The sequence below is a fragment of the Streptomyces sediminimaris genome (assembly GCF_047049295.1).
Classification (GTDB): domain Bacteria; phylum Actinomycetota; class Actinomycetes; order Streptomycetales; family Streptomycetaceae; genus Streptomyces; species Streptomyces sediminimaris.
The window spans coordinates 4,017,964-4,037,500 of sequence record NZ_JBJWOT010000001.1; the positions used below are offsets into that span (position 1 = coordinate 4,017,964).

At 68.5% G+C, this 19,537-nt stretch carries 16 protein-coding genes and 2 rRNA genes (1 of these 18 cut by a window edge); 9 read left to right on the forward strand and 9 right to left on the reverse strand.

Going from position 1 to position 19,537, the window contains the following annotated elements; genetic code table 11:
* Positions 1-95: 95 nt before the first annotated feature.
* The gene (gene pstS, locus ACJ9NR_RS18585; RefSeq protein ID WP_412488697.1) at positions 96-1,223 is read right to left on the reverse strand and encodes a phosphate ABC transporter substrate-binding protein PstS; all 1,128 of its coding nucleotides are present in this window, start codon (positions 1,221-1,223) and stop codon (positions 96-98) included.
* Positions 1,224-1,541: 318 nt separating this feature from the next.
* On the opposite strand from pstS, the gene ACJ9NR_RS18590 reads away from it, so the two are divergent.
* A complete protein-coding gene (locus tag ACJ9NR_RS18590) occupies positions 1,542-3,101 on the forward strand; it encodes an FAD-binding oxidoreductase (protein ID WP_412488698.1) in 1,560 nt (519 codons plus the stop codon).
* Positions 3,102-3,133: 32 nt separating this feature from the next.
* On the opposite strand, the gene ACJ9NR_RS18595 is transcribed toward ACJ9NR_RS18590, so the two are convergent.
* From ACJ9NR_RS18595 to ACJ9NR_RS18615, 5 genes are all read right to left on the reverse strand, one after another.
* Positions 3,134-3,847 (reverse strand): phosphatase PAP2 family protein, encoded by a 714-nt coding sequence (locus ACJ9NR_RS18595; protein ID WP_412488699.1) that lies wholly within the window; start codon positions 3,845-3,847, stop codon positions 3,134-3,136.
* 167 nt (positions 3,848-4,014) lie between these two features.
* On the reverse strand, positions 4,015-5,022 hold the full coding sequence (locus tag ACJ9NR_RS18600; protein ID WP_412488700.1) for a C40 family peptidase: 1,008 nt from the start codon (positions 5,020-5,022) through the stop codon (positions 4,015-4,017).
* Between the two features lie 244 nt (positions 5,023-5,266).
* A complete protein-coding gene (locus tag ACJ9NR_RS18605; RefSeq protein WP_412488701.1) occupies positions 5,267-6,040 on the reverse strand; it encodes a trypsin-like serine peptidase in 774 nt (257 codons plus the stop codon).
* Between the two features lie 44 nt (positions 6,041-6,084).
* Positions 6,085-6,732, reverse strand: coding sequence for a Uma2 family endonuclease (locus tag ACJ9NR_RS18610; protein ID WP_412488702.1), 648 nt, complete (start codon positions 6,730-6,732; stop codon positions 6,085-6,087).
* Positions 6,733-6,948: 216 nt separating this feature from the next.
* Positions 6,949-7,386 carry an ATP-binding protein gene (locus tag ACJ9NR_RS18615; RefSeq protein WP_412488703.1) on the reverse strand — a complete coding sequence of 146 codons (438 nt, stop codon included), beginning with the start codon at positions 7,384-7,386 and terminating at the stop codon, positions 6,949-6,951.
* 202 nt (positions 7,387-7,588) lie between these two features.
* On the opposite strand from ACJ9NR_RS18615, the gene ACJ9NR_RS18620 reads away from it, so the two are divergent.
* The 8 genes from ACJ9NR_RS18620 (at position 7,589) to ACJ9NR_RS18655 (ending at position 16,281) form a co-directional block, all read left to right on the forward strand.
* Complete coding sequence (locus ACJ9NR_RS18620; protein ID WP_412488867.1) at positions 7,589-8,434, forward strand: helix-turn-helix domain-containing protein; 846 nt, start codon at positions 7,589-7,591, stop codon at positions 8,432-8,434.
* Between the two features lie 10 nt (positions 8,435-8,444).
* A complete protein-coding gene (locus tag ACJ9NR_RS18625; RefSeq protein ID WP_412488704.1) occupies positions 8,445-8,780 on the forward strand; it encodes a DUF397 domain-containing protein in 336 nt (111 codons plus the stop codon).
* A gap of 374 nt (positions 8,781-9,154) precedes the next feature.
* A complete protein-coding gene (locus ACJ9NR_RS18630; RefSeq protein WP_014673544.1) occupies positions 9,155-9,463 on the forward strand; it encodes a DUF8827 family protein in 309 nt (102 codons plus the stop codon).
* Positions 9,464-9,648: 185 nt separating this feature from the next.
* Complete coding sequence (locus ACJ9NR_RS18635) at positions 9,649-10,449, forward strand: DUF8175 domain-containg protein (protein ID WP_412488705.1); 801 nt, start codon at positions 9,649-9,651, stop codon at positions 10,447-10,449.
* Positions 10,439-11,779: a hypothetical protein gene (locus ACJ9NR_RS18640; RefSeq protein ID WP_412488706.1), complete on the forward strand. Its 1,341-nt coding sequence runs from the start codon at positions 10,439-10,441 to the stop codon at positions 11,777-11,779. Before ACJ9NR_RS18635 ends, ACJ9NR_RS18640 begins: the two co-directional genes overlap by 11 nt.
* Positions 11,776-13,335, forward strand: a complete 1,560-nt coding sequence (locus ACJ9NR_RS18645) for an SCO6880 family protein (RefSeq protein WP_412488707.1) — start codon at positions 11,776-11,778, stop codon at positions 13,333-13,335. The genes ACJ9NR_RS18640 and ACJ9NR_RS18645 overlap by 4 nt, the downstream gene beginning before the upstream one ends.
* Positions 13,336-13,346: 11 nt before the next feature.
* Positions 13,347-14,768, forward strand: coding sequence for an ATP-binding protein (locus ACJ9NR_RS18650; protein ID WP_412488708.1), 1,422 nt, complete (start codon positions 13,347-13,349; stop codon positions 14,766-14,768).
* 16 nt (positions 14,769-14,784) lie between these two features.
* Positions 14,785-16,281: a TraM recognition domain-containing protein gene (locus ACJ9NR_RS18655; RefSeq protein WP_412488868.1), complete on the forward strand. Its 1,497-nt coding sequence runs from the start codon at positions 14,785-14,787 to the stop codon at positions 16,279-16,281.
* 20 nt (positions 16,282-16,301) lie between these two features.
* Here ACJ9NR_RS18655 and ACJ9NR_RS18660 read toward each other — a convergent pair whose 3' ends face one another.
* The 3 genes from ACJ9NR_RS18660 to ACJ9NR_RS18670 form a co-directional block, all read right to left on the reverse strand.
* Positions 16,302-16,853, reverse strand: a complete 552-nt coding sequence (locus ACJ9NR_RS18660) for a GNAT family N-acetyltransferase (RefSeq protein WP_412488709.1) — start codon at positions 16,851-16,853, stop codon at positions 16,302-16,304.
* A gap of 69 nt (positions 16,854-16,922) precedes the next feature.
* Positions 16,923-17,039, reverse strand: a 5S ribosomal RNA gene (rrf, locus tag ACJ9NR_RS18665).
* A 70-nt stretch (positions 17,040-17,109) separates the two neighbouring features.
* Positions 17,110-19,537 (reverse strand): 23S ribosomal RNA (locus ACJ9NR_RS18670); it runs 692 nt beyond the window's last position.

Below are 19,537 nucleotides of genomic sequence, written 5' to 3' on the forward strand. Positions count from 1 at the left end.
GCGGGACCAGTCTCAAGCCGTCGTGCTGTTCATCGGGATCAGGCTGTTCTCCGTGAGCCGGGCCCTTCGGAGCGGACCGGCCTCCTCTTCGTGGATCAGGCGAGGGAGTCGATCGCCGAGCGGACCTTGGTGGCGATCTCGGCCGGCAGCGGGGCGTAGCCCTGGTCCTTCAGCGTCGCCTGGCCGTCCTCGCTGGCGATGTAGCCCAGGAACGCCTTGGTGGCGGGCAGCGTGGCGGGCTTGTTGCCCTTCTGGCAGGCGATCTCGTAGGTCACCAGGACGATCGGCCAGGCGCCGTCCTCCTTGGTGGCGTAGTCGAGCTGGAGGGAGAGGTCACCGTTGGTGCCGACGATCTTGCCGGCGGAGATCGCCTTCGAGGCGGTGTCCGTGGTCAGCTCGACCGGGGCGGAGGCACCGGTGTCGAGCTTGGCCGTCTGGAGCTTGTTGGCGGTGGCGTACGACATCTCGTCGTAGCCGATGGCGCCCTGGGTCTGCTTGACGCCGGCCGCGACACCGGAGGAACCCTTGGCGGACTGACCGCCCTTGGCCTGCCAGGACTTGCCGCCGCTGTACTTCCAGTCGGCCGGGGCGGCCGCCTTCAGGTACTTGGTGAAGTTGTCCGTGGTGCCCGAGTCCTCGGTGCGGTGGAAGGCCTGGATCGACGTGCTGGGCAGCTTGGCGTTCGGGTTGAGCTTCTGGATCGCCTTGTCGTTCCACTTCGTGATCTGGCCGTTGAAGATCTTGGCCGTGGTCGAGGCGTCCAGGACGAGGCCGTCCACACCGGGCAGGTTGTAGATGAGGGCGATCGGCCCGCCGACCATGGGGAGGTCGATGGCCTGGCTGTTGCTGCAGACCTTCTTGGACTGCGCCATCTCCTCCGGCTTCAGGGCGGAGTCGGAACCGGCGAACGAGGTGCTGCCCTGCAGGAACTCCTGGATGCCCGCACCGGAGCCGACACCCTTGTAGTTGACCTGGACACCGGAGCAGGCCGCCATGAAGTTCTTGGACCAGGTGGCCATGGCGTTCTGCTGCGCGGTGGAACCGGAGGCCAGCAGCTGGCCCTTGGCGTCCGCACACTTGATGGCGCTGGCGTTCGCCGACGACGAGGCGCTGCTGCTGCCGCCACTGTTGTCGTTCGAGCCGCACGCCGTGAGGACCAGGGCGCTCGACGCGGCGATGGCACCGAGGGCGATGGCCCGCCGATTCATGCGCTGAAGCTTCACTTGAAAGAGTTCCTTCCAGGAGCCGCCGTCCTGAATCCGGCGGCGTGCGGAGTCGAAAACCAGGGCGATGCGGGGAACGACTCCTTCGGGGCGATCCGCATCGCGTAAGGCCGAAATTAGGCAGATCAGGTGAAGCCGCCGATGGCCGCAAATGAACGCGAGGTGAACCCCTGCAGACGTTGTGGTTAGGTCACGGAATGCTTACGGGGAGAGCACACCCTGGTTCCGGTCCACGGTGACAGAGCGGTGACACTACCTCCTGGAACCCATGAGGCCGGCGGGCCGTCTCGTTCCCCGAGAGCCATCGGGAGGCACCACATGCAACGGCGTACGTTCATGGCCGGCGGCGCGGCCGCCCTCGCCGCGGTCGCGACAGCCTGCAGGGGCGGGGCAGCCGACGCGACCAGCGATTCGTCGTCCTCCTCATCGTCCTCCGGTACGTCCCTCCGGGCCACCGGAACCGCGGCCGCCCCGGCGGACTGGACCGCTCTCGGGCGCGACCTGGACGGCAGCCTGGTGCGCCCGGGCGAGCGCGACTGGGCCGCGGCCCACCAGCTCTACAACACCCGCTTCGACGGCCTGAAGCCGGCGGCCGTGGCCTACGCCGCCCACACCGACGACATCCGCACGGCCCTCGCCTACGCCCGCGCCCGCCACATCGAGGTCGCGATACGCAACGGCGGCCACTCCTACGCGGGCTGGTCCTCCGGCGACGGCAAGCTGATCCTCGACGTCTCCCGGCTGAAGCAGATCCGGGTGAGCGGCGGGCAGGCCGTCGTCGGCGCCGGCGCCAAGCTGATCGACGTCTACCGCGGACTGGCCGCGAAGGGCGTGACCATACCCGCCGGCTCCTGCCCCACCGTCGGCGTCTCCGGCCTGGTCCTGGGCGGCGGCCACGGCGTGGTCTCCCGGGCCTACGGCCTGACCTGCGACAGCCTCACGCAGGCGACGCTGATCACGGCCGAAGGCAAGGAGCTGGTCGCGAACGCCACCGAGAACAAGGACCTGTTCTGGGCCCTGCGCGGCGCGGGCAACGGCAACTTCGGCGTCGTGACCGAACTGCGCTTCCGCACCCACCCGGCCCCGCAGGCGGTGACCGGCTATCTCACCTGGCCCTGGCCGAAGGCGGCCGCGGTGATCAGGGCCTGGCAGGAGTGGGGCCCGGCCCTGCCCGACGAGATCTGGTCCGCCCTGCACCTGGCGAACGCGGCGGGAGGCACCCCGACCGTCTCCGTCGCCTGCTTCTCCATCGGCGGCTACGCAGAGCTGAAGAACGCGGTGGACCGCCTGGCCGACAGGGCCGGCGCGAACGCGAGCAGCGTCTCACTGCGCCGCCGCGGCTACGAGGAGGCGATGGAGATCTACGCCGGCTGCTCCTCCTTCTCCTCCCCCGCGCAGTGCCACCTCCCCGGCCCCACCCCGGGCCGTTCCCCGCAGGGCGCGCTGGGCAGGGAGACGTACGCGGCCCGCTCCGACTTCTTCGACCGCTCGATCTCGGCCGCCGGGATACAGGCGCTGCTGCGGCAGATGGCGTCGGTGCGGGGCGGCTCCGGCAGCATCGCCCTGACGGCCCTCGGCGGCGCGGTCAACCGCGTCTCCCCCACGGCCACGGCCTTCGTGCACCGCCGCTCCCGCATGCTGGCGCAGTACATCGCGTCCTGGCGCGCGGGCACCTCGGGCACCACCGCCCGGTCCTGGCTGACCTCGGCCCACGACGCGATGAGGCCGTACGCCTCCGGGGCGGCGTACCAGAACTACACCGACCCCACGCTGACGAACTGGCGCGAGGCGTACTACGGCGACGCGGCGGCGCGCCTCACGGCCGTCAAGAAGCGCTACGACCCGGACCGCTTCTTCACCCACCCGCAGGGGCTGTAGGGCGGCCCGTCCGCCGCCGGGCCCGGCGGGCCTCAGGCCGCCAGGTCCCGTTCCTCCGGCTCCGTCGCCTCGGTCCTCGCGCCGCCCGGGATCACCGCGTCCCGTCCCGCGGCCGAGCGCGGCGAGCGGGACCGCACCAGCCACCCGCCCCAGGCCGACCGCTCCACCGCGGCCATCAGCGGCGTCAGCAGGGCCGTCGCGACCGGCGAGAGCAGCAGCGCGACGGCTGTGCCGAGCGCGAACCCGCCCACCACGTCGGTCGGGTAGTGCACGCCCATGTAGACGCGGGAGAACCCTTCGAGCAGCGCCAGCCCGATGCCGACGAGCCCGAACTTCCGGTGCGCGACGAAGAGTCCGACCCCCAGCGCCATGGTGATGGTCGCGTGGTCGCTCACGAACGAGTAGTCGGTCTTGCCGGAGACCAGGACGTCGATCCCCTGGTGGGTGCGGAAGGGCCGGGGCCGTTCGACGAAGCCCCGTATCGGCACGTTCACCAGCACCGCGAGCGCGGCGGCCAGCGGTGCCCACACCAGCGCGGCCACGGACGAGGCGGCGTCCCGTCCGCCCCGGCGCCGCAGGGACCACCAGCACCAGACCACGAGCAGCACCATGGCGGCCAGCAGGCCGTACTCCCCGACGTAGCCCATGACCCGGTCGAACCAGTGCGGCGCGTCCTTGGCGAGGCCGTTGATGTCGTAGAGCAGGTCGACGTCGGGGTTCGACCCGGATTCGGCGAGTCCAGCCATGGTGCTGCGGCCCCTTCGTCGTCTGCTGCCGGGCGCGCTCGCACACGCCTACGTGAACAGGAACGCACGGTCCCGCTTAGTACGTTCCACAGTCCACCGAATGATCACGCAGACGTTATCGAAGAGAGACTCATCAGTGCAGCTCAGGGGGTGGGTTCACGCTCAGCTCACACCGTCGTGGGCAATGCTTTCGCGCCATCTTCGGTGACCCTCGTGGCCCCGAAGTAGTCACCGGTGTCGATCGGGTCGAACCGGATCACGGCACCGGTCCGCGGCGCGTCGATCATGTATCCGCCGCCGACGTAGATGCCCACGTGGTGGATGGCCCGGGAGTCGGCCGGGTCCGTGGAGAAGAACACCAGGTCGCCGGGGAGCAGTTCGTCCCGCTTGGGGTGCGGCCCCGCGTTGTACTGGTCGTTGGCGACCCGCGGCAGCGTGATCCCGACACTCTCGTACGCGGCCTTGGTCAGCCCCGAGCAGTCGAAACGCCCGTTGTCGGCGGCCGTACCGTTCCCGCCCCACAGATAGGGCGTGCCGAGCTTCTTCTGCGCGTAGGCGATGGCTCCCGCCGCCTGCTTGGAGGGATCGACCCGGGTGACGGGCGCGGCGAAGCTCTTCTCCAGCGTCGTGATCGTCTTGACGTAGTTCCGCGTCTCCGCGTACGGCGGCACGCCCCCGTACTTGATCACCGCGTACGACCCCGCGTTGTACGAGGCCAGCATGTTTTCGGTCAGGTTCCCGGGTACGTCCTTCACGTACGAGGCGAGCTGGCAGTCGTACGACGCGGCGGACGGGATCGCGTCCTGCGGGTCCCAGACGTTGCGGACGCCGTCGCCGTTGCCGTCGATGCCGTGGGTGGCCCAGGTGCCCGGGATGAACTGCGCTATCCCCTCCGCGGCCGCCGCGCTCCTGGCCCTCGGGTTGAACCCGCTCTCCTGGTAGAGCTGGGCGGCGAGCAGCGCGGGGTTCAGGGCAGGGCAGAGGTTGCCCCACTTCTGCACGATGGGCGAGTACGCGGCGGGCACGGCTCCCTTGGCCAGGGCCTTCGCCCCCGCACCCACGCCGTTGACCAGGTTCCCGGCGACGACGTACACCCCGACGACGAGCAGCGCCACGAAGGACATGGACGAGCCGACGGCCACGGCCGTCACGATCCACGCCTTACGCACCGTCAACCGCCCCTCACCGTCCGGGAGTCCGTTCGCCCACGTCAGTGTAGGGGTGCCTCCTGTGTTGTGGGGTGATCACTCACCGGGAGAAAACCGCACGTGGCGGCGGTCTGCCCACCGCGGAACCCGCCCGCGGGAACCCGTGCGCCCCGCAAGACGGTTACGCGCCAAACGGGCACCACTATGCGCCTTCAGCCGGCTCGGGCCGGCCGGAACCGGGCGAGCCGCACCGTCCCCGGGTCCCGCCGGATCACGGGTCGGCGGCCGCGTCCCGGTACAGCTCGGCGGCCCCGGCCCCGAGCACCACGCTGTACGAGACGTCGTCCGTGGCCCCGCCCTGCTCGTGCCCGCCCAGGATCCCGACGACCTGGCGGTCGCCGTTGACCCAGGGGCTGCCGCTGGTCCCGCCCGAGAGCCCCGGGCACTCGATCCGCTGCTGCGTGCGGCTGTGCGCGGTCGGCTTGTTGGTGCAGCTGACCGGGACCTCGCCGGAGTTGGGATACCCGGTGATGGTGACGGCGGTCGCCCCGGTCGCCATGCCGGCCACGAACCGGTTCGCGCCGACGACGTCCTCGACGCCCTTGCCGCCCTGGTCCTCCAGGACGGCGAAGGCGACGTCGCTGTCCTCGTCCTGGTCCTGGGTCCACGCGTCGGGCAGGAAGGAACGGTGGACGGTCCACACCCCGTAGGGCGCCCGCCCGTCCCGGTAGCCCGGCACGAACACGAGGTCCGCGTCCCCGCCCAGGCAGTGGGCGGCGGTGACGATGAGATTGCGGTGCGGGCTGTGCACGACGGAGGCGGTGCAGAAGTGTCCCCCGGCGAGCGAGGATCTCCGTCCGGCGTCGAAGAGCGCCCCCACTCTGGCGCTCTGGCGCCCCACGGCCGCGACAGCGGTCACGCCGAAGGGTCCTGGACCGTCGTCGGCGTTCGCGAGCGAGGACGAGGTGACGGCCGAGACGAGGATCAGGGCCACCGCGTACACGGAACCACTGATACGGCTGTTGATGCGTGAGGTGCGCTTCATCGCCACCCACTGTGGCCGACGAAGGTGAGAAAAGAGTCCGCCCTTCACTGAGATCTCTCCGTGAACGGTCCCTTCTGCCGCTCGGGACCACGCGGAGAGCGGCCGTACACCGGGAACCCGTCCGTGAGGATCTCGACGCCCAACGGGTCCGGCAGCCGCACGGACTCCCCGAACTTGCCCGGCACCACCTCCTGGTAGGCGCCGTTGTCCGGACGGGTGTGCAGGGACCAGGTGCCCTTGCGGGGGTCGACGACGAGGAGGACGGGGACGCGGGCGACGGCGTACCAGTCGGCCTTGTCGCGGATCTCGCGGGACTTCTCGGACTGGGAGATGACCTCGACGGCGAGCGCGGTGTCCTCCGGGTCGGCGAGCCAGTCGTCGTCCTCCTCCCACTCGGTGGGCAGGACGACCAGATCCGGCGTGACGTAGTCATCGGGATCGTCCGGCAGAGCGATCGACGACACCTCGTACATGTCCAGCCCTTCCGGCAGGACGCCGTCCTCCAGCTGTCGCCGCAGCCGCCTCACCACGCCCGCGTGCTTGCCGCCCGGGGTCGGGGACATCACGAGCTTTCCTCCCATGATCTGCGCCCGCAGACCCGTCGCAGCCTCGATCTCCTCGGCGACCTCACGCAGGTTCCCGGAACGGGGACGGGGACGCGGTTCGGGCAGGCCGCCCGGTGACACGGACATGGCTCGCCGCCTCCGTCCCTCCGCCTCTTCGGCGCGATCGGCTGCGCGAGCGGGGGCTTCGGGAGGTCCGGCGTCCCGCTCGACGTCGATTCCACCGTACTGTGCGGTCGCCGCCCCCGCCTCCGCGTCCCGCTCCCCGCAGCGGCGACCACCCCTCCTGACCTGCGCCTCACCCTTCACCGCAACCCCCTTTCCTCACTCTCCGTGCCCACAAAATCACTGTAGGGCCCCCCACTGACACTCGGCCCACAGCAGCTTCCCGCCCTTGGACGCCCCGAGCTCCCGCAGCGCGGAGGCGCCCACGGCGTCGGCGCAGGCGCGCACGAGCCGCAGCCCCCGGCCGCCCTCGGCGTCGTCCGGCGGGCCCACGGCGGGCTCCCCCCGGAAGCCCGGCGGAACACGCGGATCCGTGTCCCACACGGCGACCCGGAGCCGGCCCGACTCCATCGGACGAAGGCGGAGGGCGTAAGGCCCGGCCGTGTGGAGCTGGGCGTTGGCGAGCAGCTCCGCGGCGACCAGCTCGGCGGTCGGCACCAGTTCGGCGAGCCCGTGGGCACCGAGGACGGCACGCAGGGTCGCCCGCGCGACACCCGGTGCGCGCGGATCGTGCGGCAGTTGGAGGGCGTACGCCCAGGGCGGGGATACGGTGGACATGGAAGTCTCCGATCACGGCGGGGAGTTGGGAACGTGCGTACGGTTGCCCAGTGACCGCGTCGCTCCGTCGAGCGGGGCACTTCTGGGCGGGGGCCCAGTTGTAAGGTAGCGGCATCCGTAAAACACATTTCACGGATGCTCCAAAATGCGTTTTACTCCACCCGTTCGGGTGACGATCACCAGCGAGGAGAAGGACCAGCCCGTGAGAACGAATCCGACGGGTCGCCAACTCCGCCTGGGCGCTGAGCTGCGCAAACTCCGGGAGCGCGCGGGCCTGACGGCCACCGAGGCGGGTCAACTCCTGGGCGGTAAACAGGCTTTGATCAGCAACATCGAGGCCGGCCGGGCAGGGGTGAGCGCCGAACGGGTGCGCACACTGGCCAGGCACTACGACTGCTCGGACAAGCCCCTCGTCGAAGCCATCGTCGGGATGATCGGCGACCGTAAGCGGGGATGGTGGGAGCAGTATCGCGAGCTGCTGCCCAGCCAACTTCTCGACCTCGCCGAACTGGAGCACCACGCTCAGGAAGTACGCGACGCCACCACCGCCCGCATCCCCGGCCTGCTCCAGACGCGCGAGTACGCCCTGGAGATCTTCCGTCAGGCGGTCACCGAGCTCTCACCTCCCGAGATCGAGCACCGCCTCTCGTTCCGCATGAAGCGACAGGCGGTCCTCTACGGAGAGAACCCCACCCCTTATGAGGCCATCGTCCACGAGGCAGCCCTGCGCATGAAGGTCGGCGGCCCCACGGTGGCGCGCGAGCAGTTGCAGTATCTGCTCGACATGAGCGAGCGCGAGCACATCACCCTGCGCACCATCACGTTCGATGTCGGCGCCTACCCAGGCTCGGGACAGTCGATCTACTACGCCCGGGGGCCGGTACCCCAGCTGGACACGGTGCACCTCGACCAGTCCCACGGCATCGCGTTCCTCGACGCGGAGGCGCAGCTGCACAAGTACCGCACACTGATCGATCGCATCGAAGCAGTCGCCCTCTCCCCTGGAAAGACCCGGGACCTCATCCACCACGTGATGCGAGAGCTGTGAAGGGAAACCCATGAACCTGCGCTGGCAGAAGTCGTCCTACTGCTCCGAAGGCAACTCCTGCGTCCACGTCGCCGCCACCCCCGAGGCGATCCACATAACCGAGTCCGGCGACCCCACCGGCGCCGTACTCACCACCGACCCGGCCGCCTTCACCGCCCTCCTCGCCCAGCTCAAGGACGAGCCCCCGGCCCTCTCCCCCACCGTCGAGGTCGCCTACGGCGAGAACGGCACCGTCCGCCTGCGCGGCACCACCGCCCCCCACGCGGTCGTCACCACGGACCGCCCGAAATGGAACGCCTTCGTGCTCGGCGTCCGGGCGGGAGAATTCGACCACTTCGGAGCCTGACCTCACCCGCCGCTGACTCTCCGTCACCGAGGGGGCGCCGCCCTCGAGTCGCGGCCCCGTCCGCCGTACCGGGATATTCTTCCTCCATCACCCGCGGCACAGGGGCCCGACCACTCACTCTGCCAGACCGTCAGGAACGAATCGGGTCGTAGTGGTGGTTAACGACGGAACCACACCCGAGGTTCCGCCCCAGGCCTCATTGCCCGGCGTGACCTGCCGTGATACACAGAGTTACCTGAATACTATTCGTACGAAACCCGCCGAGCAATGACGCCAAGTCGACATACGACGGCAGATTTGTCGGCGACAATGAGCCTGACCTCTGCGCCCCCGCAGAGGGACTGCGGAACTACCCACCAGGGGCGGTGACTTACATGCTCTTTGCGGCCGACAAGGGAGACATCAACACCATCATCGGCGGGATCGCTCCGGACTGGGGCCCCTTCGGCAGCCTGGGCAACGAGGCCAAGGTGATGATCGAGGTCGTGATGGCGGTCGCGATCCTGCTGTGCCTCGGCATCGCCGTCTGGGGCGCCGCGAAGCAGCGCATCGGCGCGACGGCGCTGCGCGACACCTTCAGCGCGGAACAGGGCAAGGGCCTCATCATCGCCGGCCTCACGGGCGTCTTCATCATCGGCTCCCTGGGCACGCTCTTCACCATCGTGTACGGCATGGCCGTCTAGCGCCCGCCCACGGCAGCCGTCCTGCACTCCTCTCCGGGCCCGCCCGGTCCCCTCAACCCCCACCCGCCCGTCGTGCCCACCGGCAGAGGTTGCGTTTCCCTGATGTCGAGTCACCACACCGCGCCCACGCGGCAAGCAGCACGGCTACCGTCGTATGTTGACGAGGTGGAGAGGGCGTACGCGGTATGAGTCTCGGAGACGAGGGGCAGACCCGGACCAGGCTGCCCGAAGGCGGCGGCGAGATGTACGGCGGCGTGCGTCGCGGTGGCCGCTCGTCGTCGCGGAGCCTGATCACCGTGGTCGGCGTGGTGGTCCTGCTGATCGCGGCGATCGCCTTCGCGAACCGTGGAGGAGGCGATTCCTCTTCCTCCGCAGGATCCGGCGACCGGCCGAAGACCGCGGCGACGGCGGCGAGCGGGGCGGAGGCGGTGCGCTCGAGGACGGGCGGCATCCCCTCCGGCTTCAGCCACGACCAGCAGGGCGCGCAGAGCGCCGCCGCGAACTACGCGGTGGCGCTGAGCTCGGCCGACATGTTCAGCAAGGTCAGGCGGGACGCCATCCTGCAGACCATCATCGCCCCGTCCCGGGTGACCGGCTTCGAGTCGGCGCTGGACAAGGCCTACACGCCCGAGTTCAACAAGGCCGTGGGGCTGAACGAGGACGGCTCCACGCCGTCGGGCTACACCTTCGTCTCCCGCACCACTCCGATCGGCACCAAGGTCACCGCGGCCTCCGACAACGAGGCGACCGTGGAGGTCTGGTGCAGCGGACTGCTCGGCCTCGCGGGCGAGAAGTCCACGAACCCGGTCACCAACAGCTGGTTCACCGACACCCTCCACCTGCAGTGGACCGGCGGGGACTGGAAGATCGTGACGCAGTCCCAGAAGTCGGGCCCGGCCCCCGTCCCGGGTGACGACAAGGCATCCAGCGCCGACGAGATGGCCAAGGCCGTCGAGGAGTACGGAGGCTTCACCTATGCCCGGTAAGCACCGCGTACTCACGGTCGCGTCCGCCCTCACGGCGTTGCAGACGACGGCCGTGCTCCTGGCCACCCGGGCCTTCGCGGACCCGTCGCCCACACCGTCCCCGACCGGCAGCGAGGACCCCTGCCGCCTGATCGGGGGCGCGGCCCGGTCGCTGTGCGAGAGCGACCACAACAGCAAGAAGAACGGCGGGTCGATCAACGACCCCACCTCGACCCTCGACCCGCTCTCCTCCCTCGCGAAGGGCTGCGCCGACGCCGCGTCCTGGACCATCGACAAGCTCAGCGGCGCCGTGAAGGACACGGCGAACGTCGACTTCACCAACGCCAAGTTCCTCCAGCAGTACGCGGTCGTCTTCGCCGCCTCCACGATCCTCACCCTCCTGCTGTGGCTGCTCGCCGTGGCCAAGCGCGCCGTCCGGGGCGTCCCCCTCACGACGGCCATCTCGGAGGCGATCGGCTTCCTCTGGCTGACGGTCCTCGCCTCGGCCTTCACCCCGCTGATCCTCTACACCGTCGTATCGGCGACCGACGGCATCACCGAGGTCCTCGCCAAGACCACCGGCGACCAGACGGACACCTTCTTCGGCACGTTCTCCGGCGCCCTGAACAAGGGCAGCGACATCGGCGGCGGCCCCATCATGCTGATCGTCGTCTCCCTGGTCAGCATCCTCGCCGCGGGCGTCCTGTGGCTGGAGCTCGTCATCCGCGCCGCGCTGCTGTACGTCGGCGCCCTCCTCGGCACCGTCGTCTACGCCGGCCTGGTCGACAAGAACCTCTGGAGCCACGTCCGCCGCTGGGCGGGCATCATGATCGCCGTGATCCTGGTGAAACCGGTCATCGTGATCGTGCTCGGCCTCGCGGGCGCCCTGTCCACCGACGGCGGCCCCGACTCCTTCTCCGCCGTCGTCTCCGGCCTCGCGATCATCCTGCTCGCCATCTTCGCCAGCGCGATGATCTACCGCTTCGTCCCCGGCTTCGGCGACGAGATCGCGAACGGCCGCAACAACCGCATCATGCAGGGCGCCGAGGGCAAGGCCGCCGCGGTCATCAGCTCCCCGGCCACCATGGTCGCCCAGGGCATCAAGACCCACAGCGCCCGCGCCAACGACAACGGAGGCGGCGGCCAGTCGTCCTCCGGGGGCGGCGCCCGCCCGGCCAACCCGGCCGGAGCCGGAGTCGCCGCCCACAGCACCCGCACGCCGACCGGCGGTGGCGGCGGACCCGTCCCCTCCGCAGCCCCCGCACCCCGTTCGTCGAGCCCGGTGAACACCCCGCACGCCGGCAGCACCCGCAACAGCAGTACCAACCGCACGGGAGGTGAAGGGCGTTGACGACCGAGTCCCACCTGTCCCATCCGGTCACGCCCCGCCGTACATATCTCATCGGCCGCGCCCGGCCCAACGCGATCGTCGGCCGCAACCGCGAGTCCGGCGAGATCGTACTGATCATCGCGGGCGCGTTCCTCGGCATGATGTGCGGGCTCCTCGTCCCCGTCCTCTCCCTGCGCATCGTGCTGCTGACGGGCTTCCCGCTGCTCGCGCTGGCGGCGGTCTACGTCCCCTACCGGCACCGCACCTTCTACAAGTGGTTCGAGATCAACCGCAGCTACAAGCGCACCCTGAAGCAGGGCACCCAGTACCGCTCCGGGGTCATCGAGGCCGGCACCCGCCTCGACGGCCGCGAGATCGAGATCGGCCCTCCGCCCGGCATCGGCCGCATCACCTGGCTGGCCGCCCCCTTCGGCCCCGACGAGATCGCCGTCCTGCTGCACGCCGACCGCAAGACGGTCACCGCGGCCATCGAGATCGAGGGACCCGGCGTGGGCCTGCGCGACTCCGAGGACCAGGAAGCCCTCGTCGACCGCTTCGGCACCCTGCTCAAGCACGTGGCCAACGGCGACGGCTTCGTCACCCGCCTCCAGATGCTCGCCCGCACCCTGCCCGCCGACCCGGACGCCCACGCCAAGGACGTCGCCGTACGGGGCGACGAGAAGGCCCTGGGATGGCTGCGGGACTCCTACGACCAACTGCAGTCGATGGTCTCGACCAGCAGCGAGCAGCACCGCGCCTACCTCGTCGCCTGCATGCACTTCACCCGCGAACTCGCGGCCGAGGCGCACGCCATGGCGCGGGCGGCCCGCCCGCACGGCGGCCGCAAGGTGGACCGGGACGCGGGCCTCGCGGTCGTCATGGCCCGCGAGCTCACCGACATCTGCTCACGGCTGCAGGAGGCCGACATCCGGGTGCGCCAGCCCCTGGGCCAGGGACGCCTCTCCTCCCTCATCCACTCCATGTACGACCCCGACCACCCGATCGACCACATCCAGGCGATGACCAAGCGCAACGCCTGGCCGGCCGAGCTCGACGCCATGGAGCCGACGTTCCTCCAGGCCAAGACCCGGGAGTCGGCCACCCGCGCGCCCTGGTGCCACGCCACCGCCTGGGTGAAGGAGTGGCCGATGACCCCGGTGGGCGTCAACTTCCTGGCCCCGCTCCTGGTCCACACCCCGGACGTCATCCGAACGGTCGCCGTGACGATGGATCTCGAGCCCACCGAGGTAGCCATCGAACGCATGCTGACCGAGAAGACCAACGACGTGGCGGAAGCCTCCCGCGCCGCCAAGATGAACCGCACCGTCGACCCCCGTGACATCGCCGCCCACAACCGCCTCGACCAGCGCGGCGAGGACCTCGCCAGCGGCGCGGCCGGCGTGAACCTCGTCGGCTACATCACCGTCTCCTCCCGCTCCCCCGAGGCCCTGGCCCGCGACAAGCGGACCATCCGCGCCTCGGCCGGAAAGTCGTACCTGAAGCTGGAGTGGTGCGACCGCGAACACCATCGCGCGTTCGTGAACACCCTCCCGTTCGCCACCGGCATCCGAAGGTAGGGACCACAAGCATGCGGGATCCGCTGTCCGTCCTCACCGACGCCTTCACGTCCTTCCTCTTCGGGAAGGTCGAGACGACCCGCCTGCCGGTGCGCACCTCCACGGGCCAGGCCCAGGCGGTCTACCTCCCGACCGCAGCCCCCGGCCTCGGCGACTCGGGCGTCATCATCGGCCGCGAGGTCTACTCCGGGAAGGGCTACATCTACGACCCCTTCCAGCTCTACGGCCAGCAGCTCCCGGCCCCGCACTGGCTGGTCCTCGGCGAGTCCGGCAACGGCAAGTCGGCGCTGGAGAAGACCTACGTCCTGCGCCAGCTGCGCTTCCGCGACCGCCAGGTCGTCGTCCTGGACGCCCAGGGCGAGGACGGCGTCGGCGAATGGAACCTCATCGCGCAGGAGCTGGGGATAACTCCCATCCGGCTGGACCCGACCGCGGCCCTGGACATGGGGATCCGCCTCAACCCCCTCGACCCGGCGATCACCACGACCGGCCAGCTCGCCCTGCTGCGGACCATCATCGAGGTGGCGATGGGCCACGGCCTCGACGAGCGCTCCGGCTTCGCGCTGAAGGTCGCGCACGCCTACGTCAACGAGACGATCGTCGAACGCCAGCCGGTCCTCACCGACATCGTCGAGCAGCTACGGCACCCCGAGCCGGAGTCCGCCGAGGCGATGAACGTCGCCATAGACGACGTACGGGCCTGGGGCCTGGACGTGGCACTGGTACTGGACCGCCTGGTCGACGGCGACCTCAGGGGCATGTTCGACGGCCCCACGACGGTCGGCATCGACCTCGACGCGCCCCTCATCGTGTTCGACCTGTCCCACATCGACCGCAACTCCATCGCCATGCCGATCCTGATGGCGATCGTCGGCGTGTGGCTGGAGCACACCTGGATCCGCCCCGACCGCAAGAAACGCATCTTCCTGGTCGAGGAGGCCTGGCACATCATCAACAGCCCCTTCGTGGCGCAGCTGTTCCAGCGTCTGCTGAAGTTCGGCCGGCGGCTGGGCCTGTCCTTCGTCGCGGTCGTCCACCACCTGTCCGACGTGGTGGACGGGGCCGCGGCCAAGGAGGCGGCCGCGATCCTGAAGATGGCCTCGACACGGACGATCTACGCCCAGAAGGCGGACGAGGCACGGGCGACGGGACGGGTCCTGGGCCTGCCCAGATGGGCCGTGGAGATCATCCCCACGCTCACCCCCGGCATCGCGGTCTGGGACGTCAACGGCAACGTCCAGGTCGTCAAACACCTGATCACCGAGACGGAACGCCCGCTGGTCTTCACCGACCGCGCGATGACCGAGTCGTCCAGCGACCTCGCCGACGAGGCCCTGCACGCCGCCGAGCTGGAGGCGGAGGAGCGCGCGGCCGCCTTCGTGGAGCAGCACCTGAGCGACTACGAGGGCCCGTCCGAGTCGACGGTGGCGTAGGGGGAGGCAGGACGTGGTGAGACCGGACGACCGGAGACGGGCAGGCCGGGACGGCCAGGGCGGCATCCCGGACGGCCTGCTGATCGGCATACTCGCCTTCCTCCTCGGCATGACCGTGCTGGTGTGGTCGGCCACCGGCTTCGCCGGCTGGTTCGCCAAGGGGGGCTGGCCGGACGGCGTCACCTTCACCCGCACCCCCGTCGCCATGCGCCACCTCATCGGCGAACCGCACGACATCCCCGGCGCCTGGCCCGGCACACCGAAGACCCAGCTCTCCGGATACGGCCTCTTCTGGGGCCTGTTCATCGGTCAGCTGATGGTGCTGGTCGTCCTGACGGTGTTCGTGATGGGGACGTTCGCCCGCTGGCGCGCGGTCCGGCACCAGCGGCGCGTCGCACGGCCGGCCGCGCAGCCCGCGACGGCGGACCCGGCGCCGGCCGAACAACCGGCCGAGCCGGCGGCCGGCCCCACCATCCCCGAGCCGCTGCCGGCGCACCACGAGGTGCCGACGCCGAGGACGGCACCGCCGGACCCCGAACCGCCGCCGCCCGCCACGCCCCTCTTCGGCGGCGAGCCCCTCACAGCCGGCCAGGAACGCCTCGTGCTGGCCCCGAGGGAGAACCGCCGGGCGACCGCGACCCAGGCCGTACGCGACGCGGAGGGCCCGGCCCTCGTCATCACCTCGAACCCGGCGGTCTGGTCCGACACGAAGGACGCCCGCTCGAAACTGGGTCCCGTCCTCCTCTACGACCCCGCCCACCTCTGCGACACACCGGCCCGCCTGCACTGGTCCCCCACCGCCGGCTGCGAGGACAAGCAGACGGCCACCGCCAGGTCCGCCGCGCTGCTCACCGCGATCCGCCCGACGGCCAAGCTCGACCAGGCACTGGCGGCCACCGCCGAGACGCTCCTGCGCTGCTACCTGCACGCCGCGGCCGTCGACGGCCGCACCACCCGCCACGTCCACCGCTGGGCCCAGGGCTCCCAGGTCCAGGACGCGGTCCGCATCCTCCGTACGAACCCGAAGGCGGCTCCCGGCTGCGCCGGCGAACTCGAGGCCGCGCTCACCGCGCACCCCGAACGTCGCGACATGGCCCAGGAGTTGACCGGCAGAGCACTGTCCTCCCTCTTCACGGTGAACATCCGCGAGTCCTGCACTCCAAACCGAACAGATGCCCTCGCCTTGGATTCCTTCGTCCATGAAGGGGGCACGCTTTATGTGGTGGGGGAATCCATCGAGGACCCCAGGACGAACCCGGGTGCGATGCCCCTCCTGACGGCCCTCGTCGCAAGCGTGGTCGAGCGCGGCCGGCACATGGCCGAACGGTCATCCTCCGGTCGCCTCGACCCACCACTCACGCTCGTGCTCGACGACGTGGCCGCCGTGGCTCCGCTTCCCCAGCTGCCGGAGCTGCTGGCCACCGGAACGGAACGGGGCCTGCCGACCCTGGCCCTGCTCCGCTCCCGGGAACAGGGCCGCTCCCGCTGGCCGCACGACGAACTCCCGGTCTAGCGGGCCCGTTCCCCGGCCCGTCAGCCGGCGTCACGCTCGACGGCGAACTCCAGCTCGGACTCCGCGGAGTGCTGGCCCAGCGGCACGATCACCCCGGTCGGCTCGAACCCGACCTTCCTATACAGCCGCTGGGCCCGTCCGTTGTTCTCGTGCACGATGAGCCGCACCCGCTCCGCACCGCGCGACCACGCCCACTCCAGCCCGGCGTCGAAGAGCACCTCGGTGAGTCCGATGCCCCGGCACTCGGGCCTGACGAAGACACCCACGACATGCCCCTGCGTCCGCTCCACGGGAAACCCCGCCCAGTCGGTCGTGCCGGCGTCCTCGATGAGCACGGTCAAGGTCCCGACCCACTCACCGTCGGGTCCCTCGGCGATGATCTGCTGCGCCCCGGACGCCCCTTCGGCGGCACCGACGGCCCGCTCCTGCCAGAAGGAGTCCGGCCGCGCCAGCGCCTCGTCGTACGTCTCCAGAAAAGCCAGATGCGCTACGGGGTCCTGCAGCGCGGCAAGCCGCAGGGCCTTCGCCGCGGGCCACTCGTCGGCGTGTATGGAACGGACCTTGTAGTTCATGCCCGCAACGGTAGCGGAACGCAGAAAACCCCCGTACCGATTATTGGTACGGGGGTTTTCTCAAAGATTGTTCGGCGGCGTCCTACTCTCCCACAGGGTCCCCCCTGCAGTACCATCGGCGCTGTAAGGCTTAGCTTCCGGGTTCGGAATGTAACCGGGCGTTTCCCTCACGCTATAACCACCGAAACACTATGAAGTTACAACCGGACACCACACGGTCGTTGCCTCAGAACAAACACAGTGGACGCGAGCAACTGAGGACAAGCCCTCGGCCTATTAGTACCGGTCACCTCCACCAGTCACCTGGCTTCCAGATCCGGCCTATCAACCCAGTCGTCTACTGGGAGCCTTACCCTCTTATAGAGGTGGGAGTCCTCATCTCGAAGCAGGCTTCCCGCTTAGATGCTTTCAGCGGTTATCCCTCCCGAACGTAGCCAACCAGCCATGCCCTTGGCAGAACAACTGGCACACCAGAGGTTCGTCCGTCCCGGTCCTCTCGTACTAGGGACAGCCCTTCTCAAGACTCCTACGCGCACAGCGGATAGGGACCGAACTGTCTCACGACGTTCTAAACCCAGCTCGCGTACCGCTTTAATGGGCGAACAGCCCAACCCTTGGGACCGACTCCAGCCCCAGGATGCGACGAGCCGACATCGAGGTGCCAAACCATCCCGTCGATATGGACTCTTGGGGAAGATCAGCCTGTTATCCCCGGGGTACCTTTTATCCGTTGAGCGACGGCGCTTCCACAAGCCACCGCCGGATCACTAGTCCCGACTTTCGTCCCTGCTCGACCCGTCGGTCTCACAGTCAAGCTCCCTTGTGCACTTACACTCAACACCTGATTGCCAACCAGGCTGAGGGAACCTTTGGGCGCCTCCGTTACCCTTTAGGAGGCAACCGCCCCAGTTAAACTACCCATCAGACACTGTCCCTGATCCGGATCACGGACCCAGGTTAGACATCCAGCACGACCAGACTGGTATTTCAACGACGACTCCACACGAACTGGCGTCCGCGTCTCAAAGTCTCCCAGCTATCCTACACAAGCCGAACCGAACACCAATATCAAACTGTAGTAAAGGTCCCGGGGTCTTTCCGTCCTGCTGCGCGAAACGAGCATCTTTACTCGTAGTGCAATTTCACCGGGCCTATGGTTGAGACAGTCGAGAAGTCGTTACGCCATTCGTGCAGGTCGGAACTTACCCGACAAGGAATTTCGCTACCTTAGGATGGTTATAGTTACCACCGCCGTTTACTGGCGCTTAAGTTCTCAGCTTCGCCCGACCGAAATCGGACTAACCGGTCCCCTTAACGTTCCAGCACCGGGCAGGCGTCAGTCCGTATACATCGCCTTACGGCTTCGCACGGACCTGTGTTTTTAGTAAACAGTCGCTTCTCGCTGGTCTCTGCGGCCACCCCCAGCTCGGAGTGCAAGACTCGTCACCAGGTGTGGCCCCCCTTCTCCCGAAGTTACGGGGGCATTTTGCCGAGTTCCTTAACCATAGTTCACCCGAACGCCTCGGTATTCTCTACCAGACCACCTGAGTCGGTTTAGGGTACGGGCCGCCATGAAACTCGCTAGAGGCTTTTCTCGACAGCATAGGATCATCCACTTCACCACAATCGGCTCGGCATCAGGTCTCAGCCGTATGCAAGGCGGATTTACCTACCTTGCGGCCTACACCCTTACCCCGGGACAACCACCGCCCGGGCTGGACTACCTTCCTGCGTCACCCCATCACTCACCTACTAACCGCTTGGTCCGGCGGCTCCACCACTCCCCTTCGCCCGAAGGCTCCGGGGCGGCTTCACGGCCTTAGCATCACGATGCTCGATGTTTGACGCTTCACAGCGGGTACCGGAATATCAACCGGTTATCCATCGACTACGCCTGTCGGCCTCGCCTTAGGTCCCGACTTACCCTGGGCAGATCAGCTTGACCCAGGAACCCTTAGTCAATCGGCGCACACGTTTCTCACGTGTGAATCGCTACTCATGCCTGCATTCTCACTCGTGAACCGTCCACAACTACCTTCCGGTGCTGCTTCACCCGGCACACGACGCTCCCCTACCCATCACAGCGGGCGTTGACCCTCATGCTGCAATGACACGACTTCGGCGGTACGCTTGAGCCCCGCTACATTGTCGGCGCGGAATCACTAGACCAGTGAGCTATTACGCACTCTTTCAAGGGTGGCTGCTTCTAAGCCAACCTCCTGGTTGTCTCTGCGACTCCACATCCTTTCCCACTTAGCGTACGCTTAGGGGCCTTAGTCGATGCTCTGGGCTGTTTCCCTCTCGACCATGGAGCTTATCCCCCACAGTCTCACTGCCGCGCTCTCACTTACCGGCATTCGGAGTTTGGCTAAGGTCAGTAACCCGGTAGGGCCCATCGCCTATCCAGTGCTCTACCTCCGGCAAGAAACACACGACGCTGCACCTAAATGCATTTCGGGGAGAACCAGCTATCACGGAGTTTGATTGGCCTTTCACCCCTAACCACAGGTCATCCCCCAGGTTTTCAACCCTGGTGGGTTCGGTCCTCCACGACCTCTTACAGCCGCTTCAACCTGCCCATGGCTAGATCACTCCGCTTCGGGTCTTGAGCATGCTACTAAAACGCCCTCTTCGGACTCGCTTTCGCTACGGCTACCCCACCCGGGTTAACCTCGCAACACACC